Below are 20526 nucleotides of genomic sequence, written 5' to 3'. Positions count from 1 at the left end.
CGATTCTGACCGATGAGCCTTTCGAACTGTATGAAGCGTCACGAAACATTACTTTTGATGTTTTGCAGGAGCAAATGAATAAATCGGATAGAGATAGGGGGCAATAGATTTTCCATCCCCTTTTACTTTTTGAGTTACGTTGCCAAGATAAAATGCCAAAGTAACAACTTGTTTACATTTTATGTGGTGGCGTAAAGCCGAAAATATCAATCTAATATATTGAAAGTAGGCAGTTTATTTAATGTTTACAAAAGTGGATTCGACGCGCACTCTTCGTGTAACATATATTTTACAATTGTGCGTAAAAATCGCCAAGATAAAGATTTCTCCCCACGTATTCCAATTTCTCAATACCTGCGCCAAGTTAGAAAAATAAGTCCAAACAAAAGCTACTGAGACAAGGAGAAAGTCATGGTTGATGCATATAACCCATTAGGAACAGACGGATTTGAGTTTGTTGAATATACCGCTGCTGACAACAAAGGCATTCAACAGCTTAAAGATCTGTTTATATCGTTAGGTTTTGCGGAGATTGCAAAGCATCGCTCAAAAGAAGCGTGGTTATATCGACAAGGTGACATTAGCTTTATTGTGAATGCGCAGCCGCATAGCCAAGCTGAGGGATTCGCCAAAGTTCACGGTCCGTCGGTTTGTGGCATGGCATTTCGTGTGAAAGACGCCACCGTTGCTCTGGCGCATGCGTTAGAGAATGGCGGTAAAGAATATAAAACGGAAATTGGGCCGATGGAGCTTAGCATTCCTGCTATTTATGGCATCGGTGAAAGCTTGCTTTATTTTGTCGATCGTTATGGAAAGCAGAGCATTTATGATGTCGATTTTCGTTTTTATGATGATGCTGATGAGCGTTTATCAAAAGCGAATGTTGGTCTTTACGAAATCGACCACTTAACGCACAACGTTAAGCAAGGCAACATGGATGTCTGGTCAGGTTTCTATGAGCGCATTGGTAACTTCCGCGAAATTCGTTATTTCGATATCGAAGGTAAGCTGACTGGTCTTGTCAGCCGTGCGATGACCGCACCTTGCGGCAAAATCCGAATTCCTATCAATGAGTCGTCAGATGATAAATCACAGATTGAAGAGTTTATCCGTGAATACAATGGCGAAGGTATTCAACACATCGCATTGACCACTGACGACATCTACGAAACGGTCAAAACCTTGCGTGAGCGAGGCATGGACTTTATGCCAACGCCAGATACTTATTACGAGAAAGTCGATCAGCGTGTTGAAGGCCACGGCGAAGATGTAAGCAAGCTTCGTGATTTGCAGATTCTTATTGATGGTGCGCCAACGAAAGATGGCATCTTGCTACAAATCTTTACTCAAACCGTTATCGGCCCTGTGTTCTTCGAAATCATCCAACGTAAAGGCAATGAAGGCTTTGGCGAGGGTAACTTCAAAGCGTTGTTTGAATCGATAGAAGAAGACCAAATTCGCCGAGGAGTATTGAGCGATGCATAAATGGATCACATTCCCTCATCGGGAGGGAGTGTGCTCTAAACAAGCACATGCTGACTTCCCGGAAGAGGCAATTTATGAACGTGAGGCAGGTCGAAGTGGCTTCTTCGGCCCCGCAACACATTTTCATCATCAACATGCCCCAACGGGGTGGTCTGAGTGGGAGGGCGAGCTACGTCCACGAGCGTTTGATTTTAATCTAGTCGAAAAAGCCAGCCATATTACCCCTTGGGCAGTCCCGCATCTATTACACAACGCGAATTGTAAAGTTCGTGTTTGGCGTATGGATGAAAAAATGGACTTCTTGGTGAGAAATGCAGATGGCGACGAACTGCTATTCATCCACCAAGGTACGGCAGATCTCTACTGTGATTATGGTCATTTGAAAGTGAGCGAAGGGGATTATGTCATGATCCCGCGCTCAACGAGCTGGCGTTTAGAACCAAGCGAGCCGATGTTCATTCTGATGATTGAAAACACCGATGCGGCTTATACATTGCCCGAAAAAGGCATGGTTGGAAACCACGCGGTGTTTGATCCGGCGGTTTTAGAAACGCCGTCGATCAACGATCAGTTCCGTGCTCAATATTCTGAGAATCAAACACAGGTTCAGGTGAAACGCCACGATAAAGTCAGTGTTATCACTTACCCATTCAACCCGCTGGATGCGATTGGGTGGCATGGTGATTTGGCGGTAGTAAAAGTGAACTGGCGTGATATTCGTCCACTTATGTCACATCGTTACCATTTACCGCCTTCTGCACATACTACATTTGTAGGAGCAGGATTTGTGGTGTGCACCTTCGTTCCTCGTCCAATTGAAAGTGATCCTGGAGCGCTCAAAGTACCGTTCTACCACAACAATGACGATTATGACGAAGTCTTGTTCTACCATGCAGGTGACTTCTTTAGTCGTGACAACATTGAAGCGGGTATGGTGACATTCCATCCAGCAGGTTTTACACATGGCCCTCACCCGAAAGCTTTCAAGGCAGGGCGAGAGCATAAGAAGACTTTTGCCGACGAAGTCGCGGTCATGATTGATACGCGTCACGCACTTCAGTTTTCGGATGAGCTGGAAAAAGTAGAAAACAAAGAATACGTCTATAGCTGGCAAGAGAAGTAAGAGGCAAGGATGAAATTAGCAACCAAGAAAAATGGCACTCGTGACGGTTTGTTGATGGTCGTGAGCAAAGACTTAACGCGCTGCGTACCAGCGACAGAAATTTTCCACCCCATGAACTTAGCACCGACGATGCAGGTGGCACTTGATAACTGGGATACGCTAGCACCACAACTGGAAGAGCTATACGTTGCACTGAACAATGGCACGATTGCAGGGTATGAAGAGTTTGAAGCGCACTACTGCGAGTCGCCGCTTCCTCGCGCTTATCAGTGGGCTGATGGCAGTGCTTACGTAAACCACGTTGAGTTGGTTCGAAAAGCTCGCGGCGCTGAAATGCCAGAGAGTTTTTGGACCGATCCGTTGATGTACCAAGGAGGCTCTGATGCCTTTATTGGTCCTTGTGACAACATCGAGTTTGCGAGTGATGAATGGGGTATTGATTTCGAAGGTGAAGTGGCTGTGGTAACTGGTGACGTACCAATGGGCGCGAGTGTTGCAGAGGCTCAGGAGTCGATTCGTTTGATCATGCTGGTGAATGATGTCTCACTGCGTGGGCTAATTCCCGCAGAATTAGCTAAAGGGTTTGGTTTTTTCCAATCTAAACCTTCTTCTGCGTTTTCTCCTGTGGCAGTAACACCAGACGAACTAGGCGATGCGTGGTACGAAAACAAAGTGCATTTACCATTGGTCTCGACCTACAACCACAAGCCGTTTGGTCGCCCGAATGCAGGTATCGATATGACGTTTGATTTCGCAGACTTAATTATTCACGCGACTAAAACGCGCCCGCTATCTGCTGGGGCGATTATAGGCTCAGGTACGGTATCCAACAAGCAGGGAACGGAACATGGCACTTCTATTGAAGAAGGTGGCGTTGGCTATTCATGTATCGCGGAAGTTCGCATGATTGAAACCATTCGTGATGGTAAGCCGTCGACTAACTTCATGTCGTTTGGAGATTCAATCAGATTGGAAATGTTCGATGCGGATGGCAACAACATATTCGGTTCGATTGACCAACAAGTTAGCCAATATCTCAGGCACTAACAGTGCTGGTTGGGAGACGATATGAGCGATAGCATGATTTTATACGGATACTGGCGATCATCGGCGGCATATCGTGTGCGTATTTGCTTGAATCTTAAAGAGTTACCGTATGATTCAAAATCGGTACACTTGGTGCGCAATGGTGGCGAACAACACAGTAACGAGTACCATGAGTTAAACGCTTCTGAACTGGTTCCTTTGCTGGTGGATGGGGAGGTTCAGTTAACCCAGTCACTGGCGATCATTCAATACTTAGAAGAACACTACCCGGATGTCACTGTGATCCCCGAGCAAACGCCGCTTCGATACCAAGCGCTAGCTTTGGCTCAGGATATTGCAATGGAGATTCATCCCCTGAATAACTTGAGAGTTCTACAGTATTTAGAGGGGGAGTTAGCTTGCGAGCCAGAGCGCAAAGTCGCTTGGATTCATCACTGGATCCACAAAGGTTTTACAGCATTAGAAGAGAAACTTCAGAAGCATCGTAAACTAAATGGTGATTGCAAGTTTAGCCTGACAAGCTCGCCATCTATTGTCGATATTTGTCTGGTACCACAATTTTATAACGCACAACGCTTTGGTGTAGATACCTCTCTTTATCCAACCATTAACGCTGTTGTGCAGTCATGCAATCAACTGCCCGCTTTTATTGATGCGATGCCAGAGAATCAGCCAGACGCTAATAGTTGATTCTTAGCATACATAATGTATTAACAAAATTTAAACGAGCCAATCCAAGTGTGTGATTGGCTTGTTTTTATTGGTGAGCAAAATTTTCTGTTTCTCGCTATCGTCGTGGCGCCTCAAAATTGCGAGGTTTTGTTGCTCTGCATAACATTTCCATTTACGCTTTGAGCAACGAGTTGTTTTGGATGCACTTTATTTATGACCAACATTTTTATCATTGTTGTTCTTCTGGTTTTATTCTTCTTTGTTATTCAAAAGTACGTGATTAAGCACGATGACACGCGTGATTATCCTTATCGCTCGAAAGGCCCTCTGCTCAGAGGTCAAGAGGGTGCGTTCTATAATGCGTTAAGAGCTGCGGTCGGGGAGCATGCCGTAGTATTCGCGAAAGTAAACATGTCCAGTTTGGTTACGCCAAAAGAAATCAAAAATAAGAAGCAGTTTTTTGTCGCGAACAATCGTATATCTCGAAGCTATTTTGATTACGTTATTTGTGACCCAAGGACACTAGAGCCGCGCGTTATCGTTGAATTGGATAATGGGCAGGAGCTAAACAAGGGTAAGATAGAAAGACAAAAGTTATTGATTCATGTTTGTAAGACGGCCAACCTGCCTTTAATTGGCGCCTCGGTAAAGCACAGTTATCAAGTTGGGCGATTACGTCGTTTGCTTGCGGCACACATTGATTTGATTGAGCCTGATAAAGAAGTGCGCTTTTGCAAAAAATGCGGCAGTCCGATGATCATTAAAACCGCAAGCCAAGGTGAGTTCAAAGGGAGACGTTTCTTTACTTGTAGCCGTCAGCCGAATTGTACATACACCGAAAATTATAACGTTGTGTTTGAGGCGGACGACTAAACACGACAATTAACCTGCAGAAATAAGGGGCTTTGATTAGAGATGATCAAAGCCTTTTTTGTATCTGTCCTCAAGGCAAGACCTATACTTTGAAAAAGAGTGCAGAATAGGGCAGCTATATGCGATACGGATGGATTTTGTCAGCATTGTTCATCGCATCTAATGTTAGTGCGATACCTAATTTGAAACCACTAGAGTGTGAATTGACAGAGACACCCCAAGATCATTTCTTGTTTTACCGAGAGCAAATGGTTTACCACAGTGAGCAGTTTGTCATATTTCAAAACTTCAAAGGCAGGGTGAGCACTCAAGTGGATGTTAAAACAGGAGAGTTGATCCGTACAACCTATATCGGCGAACCATTTAAACCTAAATATCAGATTTTGTTTGGTACTTGCCCTAAGGTATCGCAAACCTTACAGATTTGGATGCTCAGTGAAGTGCCTTACGACAATTAAGTGAGATAATAAAAGTTATATAGATCACACTTTTAAACCCTACAGGCCCAGTTCTTGTCGATAAAATCATCTGAAAACGCGTGTTGAGTTTACATTTTCGCCAAACGGTTCAAAGTTGGTAAATTTGTGCTTGCACCACCGTTCGCTTATAGCTAATATCCTCGTCGTTCCAGAGAAATGCGTCCGTAGCTCAGCTGGTTAGAGTATCGCCTTGACATGGCGGGGGTCGGTGGTTCGAGTCCACTCGGACGCACCATTCTGAATTGAATGGTTAGGAACATAAAAATTTGGGTCCGTAGCTCAGTTGGTTAGAGTACTACCTTGACATGGTAGGGGTCGGCGATTCGAGTTCGCCCGGACCCACCAAATTTTAAAAAAGCCCACCTTTTGGTGGGCTTTTTTGTGTCTGTAATTCATTGATACTCAAGTAAAACTACTTCTTTTCTTGTCCCTTGTTTTTGCTCTGCGTTAGCCCCTTGTCAGAGATAAAAGTGCACTACCTGATCCGCAACACAACCTCAAGACCCTAAATGCAAAGCATAAGGTGCATACGCTTCAAACCCACTAGAGCCGTCTATAAATTATGTTGCGTGCCACTTGCTGTGGCTTTAGAGGCACTGACTACTAATCTAAATTATCTGGCGTGTGAAGATTAGTGCCGCATATTGTACATTTGTAGTCACCAGTCGCTTCGCCTTCCATTAATGAGCTAATTATTGCTGCAAATAGACCAGAGAAGAAACCTTTAGCTTTTTTCTCGGTCTTTTCCTGTGCTTTAGAGAAGCTTTCGTACCGATGTAGCGTTACTTCTTTACAATTACAGCAAAACGCTCTTGTCTCTTCAGAACCGTACATTTTTACCAATTGATTTACTCCCTGTAAGTTAATTTCCCCAAGTGGCGTTATGTTCAAGGGTAAGTCACACAAGACTGATGTGTGACTTACCCTAAACACTAAAACGAACGTAATGTAAAACACCACATGTTATGAATGATTATTTAACGCCTTGTGATCCGAGCTTGCTAACTCTGCTGATTGAATAGTTGTGGCAATAAGCTCTTCAAACAGCTCTAATTGCCCAGCAGGTATCAATTGATTTTGTATAGCTTTTCGTTTGTTTGAGTCAAATAGCCGCTCTGTTAACCAACCAATTAGATACATCAGTGAAAGGCAGCCACCGGCCGTCGCTACATTACCGTCTATCACGAGAGGCAGATCCTGAACATCTCCTCCCATACTTTGTAGAACATCCTTTGCATCTGGGTTTGTTGTTAATCGCTTGCCTTTTAGTAAACCGAGTTCATGGAGGATGAATGATCCCGCACAAATCGAACCTATTAGCTGCCTATTTGGATCAAGATTCAACGCTGACATAAATTCAGCATCTTTTAAAGCGGCTGGAATACCCCGTTTGCCGCTTGTAATAAGAACGACATCTTGATTCGTCACCTCAGAAAGGTGTCCGTCTGTTTTAACTTTCATACCGAGGTGGGAATGATGTTCAGATTTAGTTCCAAGTATACTTACCGTCCAACTGTCGGTTGTGCGCCCTAGCAAGTCATACATAAGAAAGAAATCGACATCCGTGAAATCATCAAATAAAACAACGCCGATTTTATACATAACATTTATCCTTTTGGACTTACTCGTAAGTCGCAAAATGTGTAGTAGGAGGGGAGGGGCATTCAATACGCAAGCTTCTGCTGAGCACCTTAAATACCAAAGGCGGTGCAAACTAACAATGCCATGTGTACCAAATCCCTATTATAAAATTTTGTTATGTTTGTTTTACGAGCCCGCCCAGAAAAACTCAACCCTAATACCACTTGGGTCGTAACACATTAAATGTTTTGCGGGTCCTGTCTTAACAAGCTCGGGACCAAACTCAATTTCGATTCCCGACGCCATTAATTGATCACGCAACTCATAGAGTTGCTTCTCAGTCTCTACGAGTAAAGCTAAGTGATGCAAACCAATATTCGTTTTTCTGTCAAATGGAGTGGCGGCATCAGCCTTAGCCGCCCATAGTGTAAGCATGATATGCCCATCACTCACAAATATTGCCGGGTAGTCTGGATTTCTTTTTACTTCACTCCAACCTAATTGTTCAGTGAAAAACTTCGCGCTTGCTTCTAGGTTAGATACGGTTAAACCTACGTGGTGTATGCCTTTTGTTAACACAGTCACTTTGTTTCCTCACTCGTTTTAATGGCTATCAAACAAAGATAACTCGATAAAAAGTAAGCATCAATACACATATATTGATTAACTTCGTCAATCTATTCGAATACGGTAATCCAACTGGAAACATAACATTGTAAACAAGAAACCCAATCTTGAACTAAAAATTAAACTTAGAGTTCATTCTTAAGTACTGTATTAATCAAATACATTAATAGCCATAATATTTAAGCCAGCCTATAGGGCATATCATTCCATTAAAGGTTTGAATGTTCTTATCCAAGCTAACGTCTTCCAATTTGTAACAGTGAACAACATTACTAGTCGAAGTAGATGCTGGTGTTGAATACGTTACAGGTTTAGAAGCGTTTGCTTTATGTATTTCATGTGCTCGCTGCTGGTCTATCGCCACTTGATTCTTATGATTGTTAACTTCTCGCAATCCAGATTCTAGGGGTAGGTGCCAATCCTTACATGTTGTTCCTAAACCATCATTCTGAGACTGATATTCTGATAACGCTACACGAGCTTCATTTACAGACTGATCGATATCGGACTGATCGACTAGCCAAGTAGAAAAAGAATAGTTAATGGCCTCTCGATAGTTTACGGATTGCTCTAAGCTATAAGCATCGGAGTGAATACAGGCCTCTACCACTGCCCATTGAGTCGATAGGTTTGATAATACGTTTTCAGGTATAGGCTGAAGCTGGCTTTGCGTAGACTGGCAACCGGTTAGAAGAAAAGGGACAGAGAGTAGTTTTAGAAAAAATTTTGGTTCATTTTAATTTTAAAATTAGTGCAATCTTTTTCATTATCATAATACAGGACAATTGAAGAAAGTAGCATTTCTATCAGTAAGGGAATATAGCTAACGTACTGATAAGGTGCGAGTAAAGCAATGCCAAAGCCCTTAACACACCTTAACTACGAATACTACCGCATAACAAAGATGCTATGCGGTAACGGTAGTATTCAGGCTTGAACAGTTTGTCGCACGTTGCTCTCGCCTGACAGCACGGAAATTCTCTCAAAATCTCGACTCGGGAAGTCAGGGTCTACGTACACAAACATACGACTTATCATTTTTCCTTCAAACTCAAATACACTACAAAAACGCCCTGTGGAAACTTTGTTGTCCGGCCAAGAGGTACCATCACTCATTACGCCGCCTTCCTGTCCTTCAACAATGACCTTGTTTCCAGCAGTCGTTATTTGAAAGCCGTCTATGTCGTGCCAGATACTAATCAACGAGCTACTAATCCTATTGCCAAACTCCACTAAGGCACTCTTTCCTTTCGCCTGCCCAAATTTAGGAAAGAAAAAGTCAACATCCTCTGAGAATAGATCCAGATAGCTAGGATCACCGGCATCTATTTTCTCGAAATACTTAACTACTAGCCCAACTAAATCGTCTTTTTCCATAATTATTTCACACCCATATAAGTTTTACGCACAACCTGAACGCTTGCATCTTAAACACAGAGTACATTTAAACTGAAATTGCCAAGAGTTGCGAATCTTATTGAAGTGCCTTGTTAGATGTAATCCGTTTAGCCTACGTATACACCATTGAAGTATTCGACGCGTTCTAACGTCATTCTTAACTTACATTCTTCAATCTGGACACCTTGCCAGGGTGAGGGTGTGGAAGACAGGCCCGTAAATTCACATTCGGCGTCTCTGTATTTTAGCCAAGCTCTTTGGGCCTTTCGAAATGGCTCTACCAGTTCGGTCTGAGACCATGTTTCCCTTAGTGCTTTTTCTTCCTCACCTATTCTAGCGATTGCTTCCTTGTAACTTTCGTTAAGCTCTTTATCTGCAGATTCCATTTTCTTTTCTACACACTGATAACCAGCCATAACGCCACCGCCTTTTACTTTGCAGGGATCTTCAACATCATCAGAGGCCAAGCAAGGTAAAGAAACCAACGCAAATATCATTAGTAATTTGTTCAAAATTGCCTCCAAGCTCCGAGTGCTTGTTAAACCGTTATCCGCTATTTTTCCTTTTTAATCATGCATCTTTTTATCTGTGCCTTCAAAGATAAAATAGAAGGTTAGTGATTCTAGTGCCTAAATAGAAGGTAAAAGAAGATTGATACACGGGTTAAATGACGCCTTAATCTGAGTTATTTTTAGTGGGTGTTTGGTGTTAATCTTTTCTGTGGAATCATTAGTTTGATGGCGTCTGAGGATGTTAATATGACTCCCATTGAATTTATTATCGCCCTGAAACACCTAGGTTGAATTAAGTGGTGACTATTCCCCTTCAATCATGGAGTTGATTCAAAGGTAGGGCGATAAATGTTGCGATTCGTAATAAAAATTTATGCCAAGTGCAGTTCGCTATCGCGGCTTATATTGAGTTGGGCAATAACCTCTAATGATGTCTGAGTTTCGTAGCTTGTTGTGTTTTGTATTGCGCCCCGAAACCCTTTTACGCCACAATTTAAAGCTACTTGATTTGAGCCGGCTACGCATAAACTGAATCACGTCGGATTCATTCAAACCAAATTGGAATTCGATAGCCTCAAATGGGGTGCGGTCTTCCCATGCCATTTCTATTATTCTTGACTCAGTTTCCGAGGTCAGTTTCATTTCAAATAACCTATTTTAGAAAAGAGATTTCTACGACGGAAATTGAGTCTTGGTTCAAATGTTCTTATATGCGTGCTTAGTGTTTAGCGACTTAACACCTACAAAAACTTCTCAATTAGGACTTCGTCTACGTATTTCCCACGAACTTTTGCATGCTTCTTCGCGATCCCTACGATTTCGAAGCCTTGTTTGAGATAGGCTGATAACGCTCGCTCATTATCGCTGCGAACGTACGCAAATAGTTTTTCGTAACCCTTTTGTTTGGCTACTTCGAATGTCGATTTGAAAAGCTGTTTAGACACACCTTGGCCACGAGCACCGTCACTAACAAACGTACCAATTATGCCAACATGGTCAAAAGCTTTTGTATATTGTGCAAAGGGCTCGATATTTTGGAAACCAATGACTTGTGAGCTATTTTCGGATAAAGCGACTGTAAACACGCCCCGTTCTGGGAAATGAGTAATGAACTCTTTTTCTTCTTCAGGTGTGAAAGGCGTATCTAATACAGTGTATAAACCTTCAATAATGATGGGATTGAGGACGTTTGTAATGCCTTCAGCATCACCTAAAGTTACCTGACGTACAATTAAATTCATGCCACTTAGCTCCTATTAAAATTAGGGCTGTTTTGTACATGAGTTGGAGACTTGCGGCAACAAGTAACGTCATTAAGTCGTAAAGAATATACCTATTACACTTAAACGGCGGTTAATAGTGCTGATTGTTACTTTAGTATTTCTGATATATCACTTTTTAAGTGACGGCTTAACTTCTACAGAATATTTCCACATCACGATCCCATTTTCTACAAGATCATAACTCGCGCTTTGACCCTCGGAGTTGAGTACAAATACCGGCATTTCTATCCTTGACGTAGCGCCATCTCGGTTGCATGACATGGTAGCTTCAAGCTGTATGCTATTTTTGCTCGGTTCTGAAAGGGTTCCTAAGTACGTGCAGCCGTCGACAAAACTGGTTTTGCTTTTTCCTTTAGAGGATATTTCAAAAGTCGGAAAAATGAATGTTGATTGAGGCTCTGTTACTACCACATTTACTTGATAGTTCGTCGCTGAAAAAGCATTGAAATGAGCTCCAAGCATAAGTAAGAACAAGATTTTTGATTTCATAAACTCTTCTTTATTTCGATATTACTAGCTTGGTTACGGCGCTATTAACGTGACCACTTAATCTAAAACTTTACTGCGGAAGCATTAAAAAGGATACAAAGGTAGAGTAGTTGAATATGGTTAATCGGCCGTAAATAGTTTTATTAAGCGATTTTACATACCTAAAAGAGGTAAGTTCTTTCGCTTTTGATAGGTTAATGCTAATTCTAAACAGGTCTTGATTGAAGCTTCTGGCAAAGGTGCTGATAAAGATAGAATTATTGCTCGATTACCCTGAAACTCAAGTGAGTCACTATACAGTTCGCGGAATGTGTCGACGAGCTTAGTTTGGCAATTAAAGAACAGATAATAACGACTAGGCGTTTTCTGTTTCCAATCCGTCCTTACCGGGCTACCTGTTTTCACACTGTAGCTTGGCTCTCCCCATTTTAGAGATTCTTCAACTTCCCCCAGTTTTAATTCAGAAGCGATAGTTAAGACGATATTTCGTAGCTCTTCTATCCGAATACGCACATGTTTTGGATACTCATCAAATCTTGCCTTCACTGCATGGTTCATTGGTATCTCCTATAAATAGCGCTGTTTTGGGGTGAAGCCCAAGCGTACTTTGGCTATGTAGCAATTACGTCATAATGTTATTAATCAATAAATCTAGCACATAGCCAAAATACTAAGCGTAAGGGTTTCCCTCGGTTACGTTTAGGATGCTCTGGGTGAAAACATGATGATTGACATGCCAAGCATAGCGACAGAAACCCCCACTATGTCCCAGAGCGTTGGTCGAACGCCGTCGATACACCACAACCATAGAATTGCGACAAAAATATAGACACCACCGTAAGCAGCATAAACTCTGCCAGTAGCGGTAGGATGTAAAGATAGAAGCCAAGCAAACATAGCAAGGCATAGCGCTGCCGGTACCAAAAGCCAAACTGACTTATCTTCCTTTAACCAGAGATAAGGTAAGTAGCAGCCTAATATTTCTGCAATGGCGGTTATAAAGAAAAGCCCAATGGTTTTGACTTCAGTCACTTAAACATTCCTATCTTTATCTACAAATATATGATGCTGGTTAAATGGGCAATTGCTCGGCTCATTACATTTCGCCCAGCTTAATCTTGGATTGAGCCTCACTCACGGTTTGTTTACCGAATAACAAATCCATCATCGAAATGATTCGTTTGTTGTCTTTACCCCATTTATCTGGATTCGCGCTGTTTGGTGCTTTAAATTCAACTTGTCCTACTTTTTCGTTATTTTTGTAGGCTTTGATCTGAGCATCAGCGATAAATGTTCTAAAATCCCAGCTCCAGCGTGATACGTAAGTAAGTGTCAGCTCAGAGCTAACAGGAGGAGTGCCGTCGCTTACGACTGTGCATTTATGGGCGGTATCCAAACACCAGTCTTGCATCGAATCTAAGAAAACATCTCGCGTGGCGTTGTCTTTTACGATGGTGATTTCCTTGCTCTGATTTTCTTTCGAGATTGTTTCTACCGTATACTTTGGTGCCGCACATGCGGCTAATAGAATAGGCAAGCTTAGAATGATGAGTTTTTTGTGCATCTTATGTCTCTTTTTTAAATTTATATATTCAAACAACTTCAAGATACTGAGTTCAACGAGAATAACTAACAAGCATGGCAACAGTTATTAACAAAACCTTTAGAGTCGAAGGGTTTGTTTCGGGAGTATGCCAATGTCTCGAAGCAAAATAATTAGTAAGAGATTGCTATAGCGTTATGTTAACTCTTGAACTTATGTCCGTATCAATGTTCAGAATTCTTCGCATTGAAGTTTTTGAAGTGCAATTCTAACGGAATTTTAAATTGCTGCATAATGCTCAATTAAGAGGAATAGGGGAGCTTATCGTTAAACATAACGTGTAGTTCTGTAAATTGCCCCCTAAGACTAAGCTAAAAGGGCCTAATGTTTTAAAATAGCTTCTTGTCTATTCTGTTGTGTGAGTTTTCAATGTTGTCTCATACTAGCCACTTAAAAGAGCGCTGTAAGAACTTGTCTGCATTATCAAGGACGATTTCACCGTGAGCCATAACCAATATATTAGGTTTCCAAGACAGCAGTTTATTTAAGTGTTTTCGAGCCTCTTGTTTGCTAAACATAAAACTTAGGCGCCAATCCAAAGGCATTGTTCCATTCGGAGCAAGAATACCGGCCCCTTTAGCCACAAACCGCTGCCAGTAGTTAAAGTCCTGGCCAGAAAAATTCTCGACGAGGTCAGTAACAATTAAGGTCTTTGAAAGTCGATGATAAAACACACACTCTTCCATTAATGGAGAGCCAGAAAATAGTTCTTGTTCAACCTCAGAGTTCCAAGCATTACCGCCTTGGTTAAGTGAAGCGTGAAAGTGTATATCACGGCACTTCTTGATGACTTCATCTGTGCCATAAACTTCTGCGCTAGGATAGGCAAATACCCATTCAGATAAGAACAAGTGGTGTAAATGATTAGGAGCGATTAAGTATTTCACTTGGCCTAGATTGTTGATTTGCTCTCTAATCGAATTTGATAACTTAATTGGACTATGAACCCAAAGGCCACCATCAGAAAGCCTAACAATAGTCATACGAGTGGTGTATGGGAGTCCTAAGAATTGGACGGGATCTCCGTCAAATATCCATATCTCTTGGGCTAACTTTTTCATGTCTCTCCAACCGTTAACACTGTATTAAGGCGGCATTTAAGTTACTCAAAAGCTGCCTTGTTGCACAATAAACGCTTCGCTAAGCGTAAACCAAAAATATTAGGTTTACCAAACCCTTATTGAGTGCAGCTGTACATCTTTGAGTATTTTTATACTGAACGAACGTAAAGTAGTTTTAAGAGGATCATTTGACTTGATAGAACAAAACCCCGCTATTTTTGAGCAGGGTTTTGCAATTAGATAAAGGGGCTAACCGATGATGAAGAAGAAAATCGCGGTTGCAACAATACCAATCAACGCATAAGGAAACTGTGTGGTTGCGTGTTGCATTGCTGTACAGCCCGAACCTTGTGCAGATAACACGGTTGAGTCACTAAAGAAACAAGAGTGGCTCCCTGCCGCTGATGCTGAAAGCAGCGCTGCAACGGTTAAGTGTAGAGGCACACCAAGCTGTTCGCCCAAAGGTAGAACAATTGGCATCGCTACTGCAAACGTTCCCCAAGACGATGCCGTTGCAAATACCAACGCGCCCGTAATCATAAAGATAATCGCCGGGAAGTAAGACGCTGACAGGTAAGGGCTGACGGTCTCAATGACATACTGCGTGACGCCCAATGAGTCGTTGACCGATTTCAACATGAAACCACCAATAACGGTCGCAAGCGGCAGTAGCATAACCTTAATGCCATCATAAACAGCTTCGAACATGTCGTTCATCGAGATCAGTTTTTGTGCGCCGTAAAAGCTAATAGTAAAGATTAACGCGACGAAAACACCAGCAAGTAGATCGATACCAAAATACCAACTTGCGGCAACAAGTACGATCATTGGTAACAAGAAGTTGACAAGGCCCATGGTTGGGTTGGTATGTACAGATACATCGGGACCAAAGTCGACATCTGTTGCACCGTCAGGACGAACTTGACCATTCTTCGCACGCTTTTCTGCCTTTTTCATCGCACCTAGATCTGGGATCTTTTCCATTGCAACCAGCAAAACAATCACCAGCGTTACCCAGCCGTAAGCCATGTATGGAATAGCTTCAATGTATGCTTTGATACCATCTCCCGCTTCTGCTACTCCGTTTGCTTCTAGCAACGAACTGAAGAAAATTGCCCAAGTGGAAATCGGTACGAGGATACAGATAGGCGCGGCGGTTGAATCCACAAGATATGAGAGCTTTTCACGCGAGATTTGGTAGCCGTCCGTAACTTTTTTCATTGAGGAAGAAATTGCAATCGCATTCAAATAATCGTCGATAAAGATCAGAATACCTAAAGCAAAGGTCATCAGCATCGATTGCTTACGGCTTTTTACTTTCGTGACCAGCATGTCGGAGAAGCTTAAGATACTGCCGCCTTTCTCCAAAATAGCAATTAGGCCGCCCATCAAACCACAAACGAGGATGATCCAAGCAATAGTTTCATCCATCATTACACTCATGGAAATATCAACAATCTGTTCCACCGCTTCAGTTGGGTTAAGCAGAAGAACACCGGCAATAGCGCCGCTAAAGAGGGCTTCCACAGTTCGGTGTGTTGTCAGCGCAAAGACCAATACCAACGCCGTTGGTAAAAGACTCATCCATCCGTAGGCTTCGCCTTCCTCATGGTTCAAACCGATTGTGGTAAAAAAGACAAACGTCGCAACCGAGATTAAAGAAACAATAATGTGTTGAGAGTTGATTTTAAGAGGCGCATCCAGCGCCTTGGTCTGCGTAGTCATAAAGTTCATTTCCTTTGTTTATGCCGAGTGCAACATCCAGTCGATTTCCAATGGAGTAATCGCTCGCTCAAATTCTGCGAGTTCACTCTGTTTGCAAGCTAGATACAAATCGATAAAATCTCTTGAGATGTATTGAGCCAGCTCACTGTGCTCCAGTCGCTCTAGAGCTTCTGACATACGCAGAGGTAACTCAATTGCATCATCACTGAGAGTCGGTGGACATTGATCTTTGGTGTAGCTTTCACTCGCTAATACTGCGGAAAGTACTACTGCAGCGAGAATGTATGGGTTAACGTCAGCGCCTGCTATACGATGCTCTATACGGCGATTTTTGCTATCGCTGATAGGCACACGCAACGCAACACCGCGGTGGTTTTCTCCCCAATCGGCTTTGGTTGGGACGTAAGCGCCAGGAACAAAGCGACGGTAAGAGTTAACGTTAGGACAGATTAGGGCCATGGCATCGGATGTTTGTGACAGCATCGCTGCCATGGTTTGATAGAAGAAGGCGCTCGCTTGACCGTCTGGTTGGCTAAAGTGGTTGTTACCATCTGTATCAACCAAGCTGAGGTGAATGTGCATGCCATTACCCGCTTGCTCACTAAAAGGTTTCGCCATAAATGTGGCGTCAAATCCGTGCTGATGAGCGACCTGGCGAATCAAGCGTTTTGCGATGATGATTTCATCACATGCTCGAAGCACATCTTTAGAATGGTTGAAGTTGATTTCGAACTGCCCTGGTGCCGATTCAGATAGGGCTCCGGAAGTGTTTAAACCTTGTTCTAATGCAATTCGATTAAGGTCGGCCAAGAAATCAGCGTAGTCATCTAGTCCATCAAGGTCGTAAACCTCGGTATCTTTTTCTCGAGTTTTTTTCGTGGGGTTAATTGCCGTTAATGGTTCGCCATTTTCGCCGCGGGTTTTGTCTATTAAATAGAACTCCAGCTCGAGCGCGACGCAAGGATATTGGTCTTTAGCATGCAGTGTTTGCAATATAGAAGCGAGAATGTTTCGGATGAACAGTGGGTTAGGGTGCTGCCCGGTTTCATCCATCATACTAAGCAGTAGCTGACCAACTTGTTCTTTTGCCGTCGGCATTAAGGTGCCGCTGATTGGATAGCAGAGATTATCTGGTTCTCCGAGATCTTCTCCCAACCCGGCTGTTTCAACGACGTTACCTTTGGTATCTAGGGTGATGGTCGAAAGGGGGAGGGCAACACCTTTATTCAGTTTTTCTAGAGCATCTATCGGGATGCGTTTTCCTCTTGGGGTGGCATTTATATCGGTAAAGATGAGATCGATAAATTCAATATCGGGCCATTTTTGTTTAAAATTTTTTACTTCCTGTAGATACGATTCCATTTTCTTCTCCAAATAGCCTGACGAGTAGAAATTAGAAATAACCAAATTAACAAATAAATTACAGTACTCTGAGCGAGTTGTTTGTTTTTTAGGTTATTTTTAATTTAAACATGCACTTACACTGTGTTTTTGATGTTTAACGGCTGGTTTTTATGTCTTTCTGTTAACTATTTTGTAACAGTTGGTTTTGTTTTGTTCAATATAATGAGCATAAATATTCAGTTTTGAAGCCTAAAAAGTGCGTCAGATCACGTTGTGACGATAATAATGGTCATCTGTGTTGATAATTTTGTACATGGTTTGTAGGGTTTGTGTTAAATAAATTGAACACGGACATATCATGGCAGATACACACAAACCCATCATTGGTGTGGTTAGCTGCGCTAAAGAGTTGGGTGGCTATCAGATACAAGCGGTCAACGACTTTTACCTTCGCGCCATAAAGGATTTTGGAGGACTACCGATTATGTTGGCTCCCGACATGTCGGGCGATGACGTAACCACCATCCTAGACATATGTGATGGTTTTCTTTTTCCTGGCAGCCACTCTAACGTTGCGCCACATCGATACAATGCAACGCACGAAGAGAGCTACAAAGATGAAGCTCGTGATGAGCTCTCATTCACGTTAATTCGTCATGCGGTTGACCAAAACATTCCGTGCCTTGGTATTTGCCGCGGCTTTCAAGAGATGAATGTCGCACTTGGTGGCTCGTTAAACCCAGCCGTTCATGACTCCGGCTTCAATGACCATCGTGAAGCGCCTGTTGAAGATTTCGAACAAAAATACGCGCCAGCACACGCTGTACTAGTTCAAAAGCAGAGCTTATTTGAACAATGGCTGGTGCAAAATCATTGGGAAAATACCACCTTCTTTGAAGTGAACACACTACACAACCAAGGCGTCGATCAGCTTGCTCCTCTATTACAAGTAGAAGCTAAAGCCCCGGATGGCTTGGTAGAAGCATTTAGTCTTCCTAATCAAAAATTTTTCGTTGGCGTGCAGTGGCACCCAGAATGGGAAGCAAAAACCAATCATTTCTCTCAAATTTTGTTCAATGAATTTATGATGGCTACCTCTCGTTAAACGTTTGGAGCTGTATGAATGGACAATCAAGAGATTGGTAAAAATATTGTTCAGTTACGAAAAAAACATGGATTGTCACAAAGGGAACTAGCCGAGCGCGCAGGTATTACCCACAGTGCAATCTCATCCATTGAAAATGGCAAAGTGAGCCCGTCGGTCAGCTCACTACAAAAAATCGTTAATGTATTTTCTTTATCGTTATCAGAGTTTTTCACTTTTGAACAACCTTCGAACGATGAAGTGAAAGTAGTCATCAAGCCGTCAGATCTTGTGGAAATCGGGAGCGAGACGGTGTCCATGAAACTGGTAACGAATGGTGACAAAGATCAAGTCATCGGATTCTTGATCGAGGAATACGCACCTTATGGAACCACTGGTGCGGCAGAAATCAAACACGAAGGCGAAGAGATTGGCACCGTATTAGAGGGTGAAATCACTCTGGAATATAAAGGGCAATCTCATGTCATAACAGCGGGCGAGTCGTACATTATTGATACGACGAAGCCCCATCGATTTACAAATCACACAGACAAGGCTTGTCGAATGATAAGTGCGCATACGCCAACCACATTTTAGTGGGGGCTTGCCTTGTGTGATCACAAGGAGAGCGTATGAAAACCCAAGAGCAATGGATTGAACTAAAAAACAATCTAAACATCGAAAACAGGGCGTACATTAACGGTGAATACAGTGCCGCTTTAACAGGGCAAACCATCCCGGTAGTTAACCCAGCAACAGATGAGATATTCACCGAAATCGCCCGTTGCCAAAATGAAGATGTTGATCTCGCGGTTTCATACGCTCGCCAAGCATTTCAATCCGGTCAGTGGAGCGAGAGTAGCCCAGCTCATCGCAAAGCAGTGCTTAAACAGTTTGCTGACTTGATTGATCAAAACCAAGAAGAATTGGCTCTGCTAGAAACGCTTGATACCGGTAAGCCTATCTCTCACAGCTTCTCTACCGATATTCCTGGCGCGGCGAGTGCATTACGCTGGTACGCAGAAGCAATCGACAAAGTATACGGCGAAGTTGCCCCAACCGAAAAAGATGTACACGCTTTTATTTCTCATCAACCAATTGGTCTGGTTGCTGCGGTTGTACCGTGGAACTTCCCACTTTGGCTCGCGTGTTGGAAGCTTGGCCCTGCTTTAGCAGCTGGTAACAGCGTGATCTTAAAACCTTCAGAGAAGTCATCACTGACCGCTATCTTCTTAGGCCAGCTTGCATCTCAAGCGGGCTTGCCAACAGGCGTTTTCCAAGTCGTGACGGGTTTTGGTCATGAAGCTGGCGACGCGCTGGCGAAACACCAAGACGTAGACTGCATCGCCTTCACAGGCTCGACGCGCATTGCAGGCCAACTGATGGTCAGATCGGGTGAGAGCAACCTAAAGCGCGTGTTTGCAGAAGCGGGCGGCAAGAACGCGAACATCGTGTTTGAAGATTGTGATGATTTAGACCGCGCAGCAGCAGAAACCGCCGCAGGGTGTTTCTACAACCAAGGTGAGGTGTGCGTCGCGGCAACCCGCCTGCTTGTTCACGAAAGCATCAAAGATCAGTTCTTAGAAAAAGTTATTCAAGCGTCGAAAGCGTTCACGCCAAAAGACCCAATGGACCCAAGTTCATCAATGGGTGCGCTCATCGACCAAGATCATAAATCAAAAGTGTTGGAATACATCTCGTTAGGTGAATCAGAAGGTGCAAACGTACGTTGTGGCGGCGATGTCGATGGGCAGGGCGCATTTGTTTCCCCAACCATTTTAGACAATATCGACAACAAGATGCGTGTCGCCCAAGAGGAAATTTTTGGTCCGGTGCTGTGTGTCATTCCATTCAAAGACGAAGCGCAAGCAATTGAGATCGCTAACGATTCGAAGTACGGCTTAGGTGCTGCACTTTGGAGTAGCAATATCAACCGCGTTCATCGCGTAGCAAAACGACTGCAAGCCGGCTCGGTTTGGGTCAACAACTATAACGAAGGTGACATGACGGTCCCATTTGGTGGATTCAAAATGAGTGGAAATGGTCGAGACAAGTCTCTCCACGCGATTGAAAAATTCACCGAAACCAAAACCACTTGGATTCGCCTCCACCCTTAAGCCTGCTGACGATTACGATAAAT

At 43.0% G+C, this 20526-nt stretch carries 23 protein-coding genes and 2 tRNA genes; 11 read left to right on the top strand and 14 right to left on the bottom strand.

Annotated features, from left to right (window positions below):
* Positions 1 to 411: 411 nt before the first annotated feature.
* The 8 genes from hppD to R7Z10_RS14600 all read left to right on the top strand — a co-directional run bounded on the left by hppD (position 412) and on the right by R7Z10_RS14600 (position 6024).
* Positions 412 to 1485, top strand: a complete 1074-nt coding sequence (gene hppD, locus R7Z10_RS14635) for a 4-hydroxyphenylpyruvate dioxygenase (protein ID WP_005377835.1) — start codon at positions 412 to 414, stop codon at positions 1483 to 1485.
* The gene (locus tag R7Z10_RS14630; RefSeq protein WP_042521907.1) at positions 1478 to 2608 is read left to right on the top strand and encodes a homogentisate 1,2-dioxygenase; all 1131 of its coding nucleotides are present in this window, start codon (positions 1478 to 1480) and stop codon (positions 2606 to 2608) included. The genes hppD and R7Z10_RS14630 overlap by 8 nt, the downstream gene beginning before the upstream one ends.
* 9 nt (positions 2609 to 2617) lie before the next feature.
* Positions 2618 to 3655, top strand: coding sequence for a fumarylacetoacetate hydrolase family protein (locus R7Z10_RS14625; RefSeq protein WP_318105161.1), 1038 nt, complete (start codon positions 2618 to 2620; stop codon positions 3653 to 3655).
* Between the two features lie 21 nt (positions 3656 to 3676).
* Positions 3677 to 4345 carry a maleylacetoacetate isomerase gene (maiA, locus tag R7Z10_RS14620; RefSeq protein ID WP_054574090.1) on the top strand — a complete coding sequence of 223 codons (669 nt, stop codon included), beginning with the start codon at positions 3677 to 3679 and terminating at the stop codon, positions 4343 to 4345.
* Positions 4346 to 4540: 195 nt separating this feature from the next.
* Complete coding sequence (locus tag R7Z10_RS14615; RefSeq protein WP_047100684.1) at positions 4541 to 5200, top strand: DUF2726 domain-containing protein; 660 nt, start codon at positions 4541 to 4543, stop codon at positions 5198 to 5200.
* 119 nt (positions 5201 to 5319) lie between these two features.
* Positions 5320 to 5658 (top strand): hypothetical protein, encoded by a 339-nt coding sequence (locus R7Z10_RS14610; protein ID WP_005377830.1) that lies wholly within the window; start codon positions 5320 to 5322, stop codon positions 5656 to 5658.
* A 179-nt stretch (positions 5659 to 5837) separates the two neighbouring features.
* Positions 5838 to 5914: transfer RNA gene (locus R7Z10_RS14605), tRNA-Val, on the top strand.
* 33 nt (positions 5915 to 5947) lie between these two features.
* Positions 5948 to 6024: transfer RNA gene (locus tag R7Z10_RS14600), tRNA-Val, on the top strand.
* Positions 6025 to 6282: 258 nt separating this feature from the next.
* On the opposite strand, the gene R7Z10_RS14595 is transcribed toward R7Z10_RS14600, so the two are convergent.
* The 14 genes from R7Z10_RS14595 to R7Z10_RS14530 all read right to left on the bottom strand — a co-directional run bounded on the left by R7Z10_RS14595 (position 6283) and on the right by R7Z10_RS14530 (position 17320).
* A complete protein-coding gene (locus R7Z10_RS14595) occupies positions 6283 to 6513 on the bottom strand; it encodes a hypothetical protein (RefSeq protein ID WP_017820907.1) in 231 nt (76 codons plus the stop codon).
* Positions 6514 to 6642: 129 nt separating this feature from the next.
* On the bottom strand, positions 6643 to 7281 hold the full coding sequence (locus R7Z10_RS14590) for a DJ-1/PfpI family protein (protein WP_206959177.1): 639 nt from the start codon (positions 7279 to 7281) through the stop codon (positions 6643 to 6645).
* Between the two features lie 165 nt (positions 7282 to 7446).
* On the bottom strand, positions 7447 to 7845 hold the full coding sequence (locus R7Z10_RS14585) for a VOC family protein (RefSeq protein ID WP_318105158.1): 399 nt from the start codon (positions 7843 to 7845) through the stop codon (positions 7447 to 7449).
* 969 nt (positions 7846 to 8814) lie between these two features.
* Positions 8815 to 9264, bottom strand: coding sequence for a nuclear transport factor 2 family protein (locus tag R7Z10_RS14580; protein ID WP_182016189.1), 450 nt, complete (start codon positions 9262 to 9264; stop codon positions 8815 to 8817).
* A 128-nt stretch (positions 9265 to 9392) separates the two neighbouring features.
* Complete coding sequence (locus R7Z10_RS14575) at positions 9393 to 9797, bottom strand: lysozyme inhibitor LprI family protein (RefSeq protein ID WP_021033854.1); 405 nt, start codon at positions 9795 to 9797, stop codon at positions 9393 to 9395.
* Between the two features lie 390 nt (positions 9798 to 10187).
* Complete coding sequence (locus R7Z10_RS14570) at positions 10188 to 10439, bottom strand: TIGR03643 family protein (protein WP_005377824.1); 252 nt, start codon at positions 10437 to 10439, stop codon at positions 10188 to 10190.
* A 98-nt stretch (positions 10440 to 10537) separates the two neighbouring features.
* The gene (locus R7Z10_RS14565; protein ID WP_213961173.1) at positions 10538 to 11038 is read right to left on the bottom strand and encodes a GNAT family N-acetyltransferase; all 501 of its coding nucleotides are present in this window, start codon (positions 11036 to 11038) and stop codon (positions 10538 to 10540) included.
* A gap of 150 nt (positions 11039 to 11188) precedes the next feature.
* Positions 11189 to 11569 (bottom strand): hypothetical protein, encoded by a 381-nt coding sequence (locus tag R7Z10_RS14560; protein ID WP_170893833.1) that lies wholly within the window; start codon positions 11567 to 11569, stop codon positions 11189 to 11191.
* A gap of 153 nt (positions 11570 to 11722) precedes the next feature.
* Positions 11723 to 12127, bottom strand: coding sequence for a DUF1801 domain-containing protein (locus tag R7Z10_RS14555; protein ID WP_318105155.1), 405 nt, complete (start codon positions 12125 to 12127; stop codon positions 11723 to 11725).
* Positions 12128 to 12268: 141 nt separating this feature from the next.
* Positions 12269 to 12601, bottom strand: a complete 333-nt coding sequence (locus R7Z10_RS14550; RefSeq protein WP_005377819.1) for a YnfA family protein — start codon at positions 12599 to 12601, stop codon at positions 12269 to 12271.
* Between the two features lie 64 nt (positions 12602 to 12665).
* Positions 12666 to 13133 carry an Sbal_3080 family lipoprotein gene (locus R7Z10_RS14545; protein ID WP_005385757.1) on the bottom strand — a complete coding sequence of 156 codons (468 nt, stop codon included), beginning with the start codon at positions 13131 to 13133 and terminating at the stop codon, positions 12666 to 12668.
* Between the two features lie 416 nt (positions 13134 to 13549).
* On the bottom strand, positions 13550 to 14233 hold the full coding sequence (locus tag R7Z10_RS14540) for a DUF4336 domain-containing protein (protein WP_318105152.1): 684 nt from the start codon (positions 14231 to 14233) through the stop codon (positions 13550 to 13552).
* A 249-nt stretch (positions 14234 to 14482) separates the two neighbouring features.
* Positions 14483 to 15958 (bottom strand): Na+/H+ antiporter NhaC family protein, encoded by a 1476-nt coding sequence (locus R7Z10_RS14535; protein WP_318105150.1) that lies wholly within the window; start codon positions 15956 to 15958, stop codon positions 14483 to 14485.
* A gap of 18 nt (positions 15959 to 15976) precedes the next feature.
* Positions 15977 to 17320 carry a glutamine synthetase family protein gene (locus R7Z10_RS14530; RefSeq protein WP_053306915.1) on the bottom strand — a complete coding sequence of 448 codons (1344 nt, stop codon included), beginning with the start codon at positions 17318 to 17320 and terminating at the stop codon, positions 15977 to 15979.
* A gap of 340 nt (positions 17321 to 17660) precedes the next feature.
* On the opposite strand from R7Z10_RS14530, the gene R7Z10_RS14525 reads away from it, so the two are divergent.
* The 3 genes from R7Z10_RS14525 to R7Z10_RS14515 are packed head-to-tail and all read left to right on the top strand — an operon-like array spanning position 17661 to position 20503.
* A complete protein-coding gene (locus tag R7Z10_RS14525; RefSeq protein ID WP_005377814.1) occupies positions 17661 to 18407 on the top strand; it encodes a gamma-glutamyl-gamma-aminobutyrate hydrolase family protein in 747 nt (248 codons plus the stop codon).
* Positions 18408 to 18425: 18 nt separating this feature from the next.
* Positions 18426 to 18983: an HTH-type transcriptional regulator PuuR gene (puuR, locus tag R7Z10_RS14520; RefSeq protein WP_005377813.1), complete on the top strand. Its 558-nt coding sequence runs from the start codon at positions 18426 to 18428 to the stop codon at positions 18981 to 18983.
* Positions 18984 to 19018: 35 nt separating this feature from the next.
* Positions 19019 to 20503 (top strand): aldehyde dehydrogenase, encoded by a 1485-nt coding sequence (locus tag R7Z10_RS14515; RefSeq protein WP_318105149.1) that lies wholly within the window; start codon positions 19019 to 19021, stop codon positions 20501 to 20503.
* Positions 20504 to 20526: the final 23 nt, after the last annotated feature.

It is taken from the genome of Vibrio sp. Vb1018, from assembly GCF_033338775.1.
Taxonomy (GTDB): Bacteria; Pseudomonadota; Gammaproteobacteria; order Enterobacterales; family Vibrionaceae; genus Vibrio; species Vibrio alginolyticus.
Note: the sequence above shows the minus strand (reverse complement) of the source record. Positions and strands in the feature narration are given on the sequence as shown.

Coding starts and splice junctions, on each gene's coding strand:
- hppD (WP_005377835.1), top strand. CDS start 412: ATGGTTGATGCATATAACCCATTAGGAACAGACGGATTTGAGTTTGTT.
- R7Z10_RS14630 (WP_042521907.1), top strand. CDS start 1,478: ATGCATAAATGGATCACATTCCCTCATCGGGAGGGAGTGTGCTCTAAA.
- R7Z10_RS14625 (WP_318105161.1), top strand. CDS start 2,618: ATGAAATTAGCAACCAAGAAAAATGGCACTCGTGACGGTTTGTTGATG.
- maiA (WP_054574090.1), top strand. CDS start 3,677: ATGAGCGATAGCATGATTTTATACGGATACTGGCGATCATCGGCGGCA.
- R7Z10_RS14615 (WP_047100684.1), top strand. CDS start 4,541: ATGACCAACATTTTTATCATTGTTGTTCTTCTGGTTTTATTCTTCTTT.
- R7Z10_RS14610 (WP_005377830.1), top strand. CDS start 5,320: ATGCGATACGGATGGATTTTGTCAGCATTGTTCATCGCATCTAATGTT.
- R7Z10_RS14595 (WP_017820907.1), bottom strand. CDS start 6,513: ATGTACGGTTCTGAAGAGACAAGAGCGTTTTGCTGTAATTGTAAAGAA.
- R7Z10_RS14590 (WP_206959177.1), bottom strand. CDS start 7,281: ATGTATAAAATCGGCGTTGTTTTATTTGATGATTTCACGGATGTCGAT.
- R7Z10_RS14580 (WP_182016189.1), bottom strand. CDS start 9,264: ATGGAAAAAGACGATTTAGTTGGGCTAGTAGTTAAGTATTTCGAGAAA.
- R7Z10_RS14570 (WP_005377824.1), bottom strand. CDS start 10,439: ATGAAACTGACCTCGGAAACTGAGTCAAGAATAATAGAAATGGCATGG.
- R7Z10_RS14565 (WP_213961173.1), bottom strand. CDS start 11,038: ATGAATTTAATTGTACGTCAGGTAACTTTAGGTGATGCTGAAGGCATT.
- R7Z10_RS14560 (WP_170893833.1), bottom strand. CDS start 11,569: ATGAAATCAAAAATCTTGTTCTTACTTATGCTTGGAGCTCATTTCAAT.
- R7Z10_RS14555 (WP_318105155.1), bottom strand. CDS start 12,127: ATGAACCATGCAGTGAAGGCAAGATTTGATGAGTATCCAAAACATGTG.
- R7Z10_RS14545 (WP_005385757.1), bottom strand. CDS start 13,133: ATGCACAAAAAACTCATCATTCTAAGCTTGCCTATTCTATTAGCCGCA.
- R7Z10_RS14540 (WP_318105152.1), bottom strand. CDS start 14,233: ATGAAAAAGTTAGCCCAAGAGATATGGATATTTGACGGAGATCCCGTC.
- R7Z10_RS14535 (WP_318105150.1), bottom strand. CDS start 15,958: ATGACTACGCAGACCAAGGCGCTGGATGCGCCTCTTAAAATCAACTCT.
- R7Z10_RS14530 (WP_053306915.1), bottom strand. CDS start 17,320: ATGGAATCGTATCTACAGGAAGTAAAAAATTTTAAACAAAAATGGCCC.
- R7Z10_RS14525 (WP_005377814.1), top strand. CDS start 17,661: ATGGCAGATACACACAAACCCATCATTGGTGTGGTTAGCTGCGCTAAA.
- puuR (WP_005377813.1), top strand. CDS start 18,426: ATGGACAATCAAGAGATTGGTAAAAATATTGTTCAGTTACGAAAAAAA.
- R7Z10_RS14515 (WP_318105149.1), top strand. CDS start 19,019: ATGAAAACCCAAGAGCAATGGATTGAACTAAAAAACAATCTAAACATC.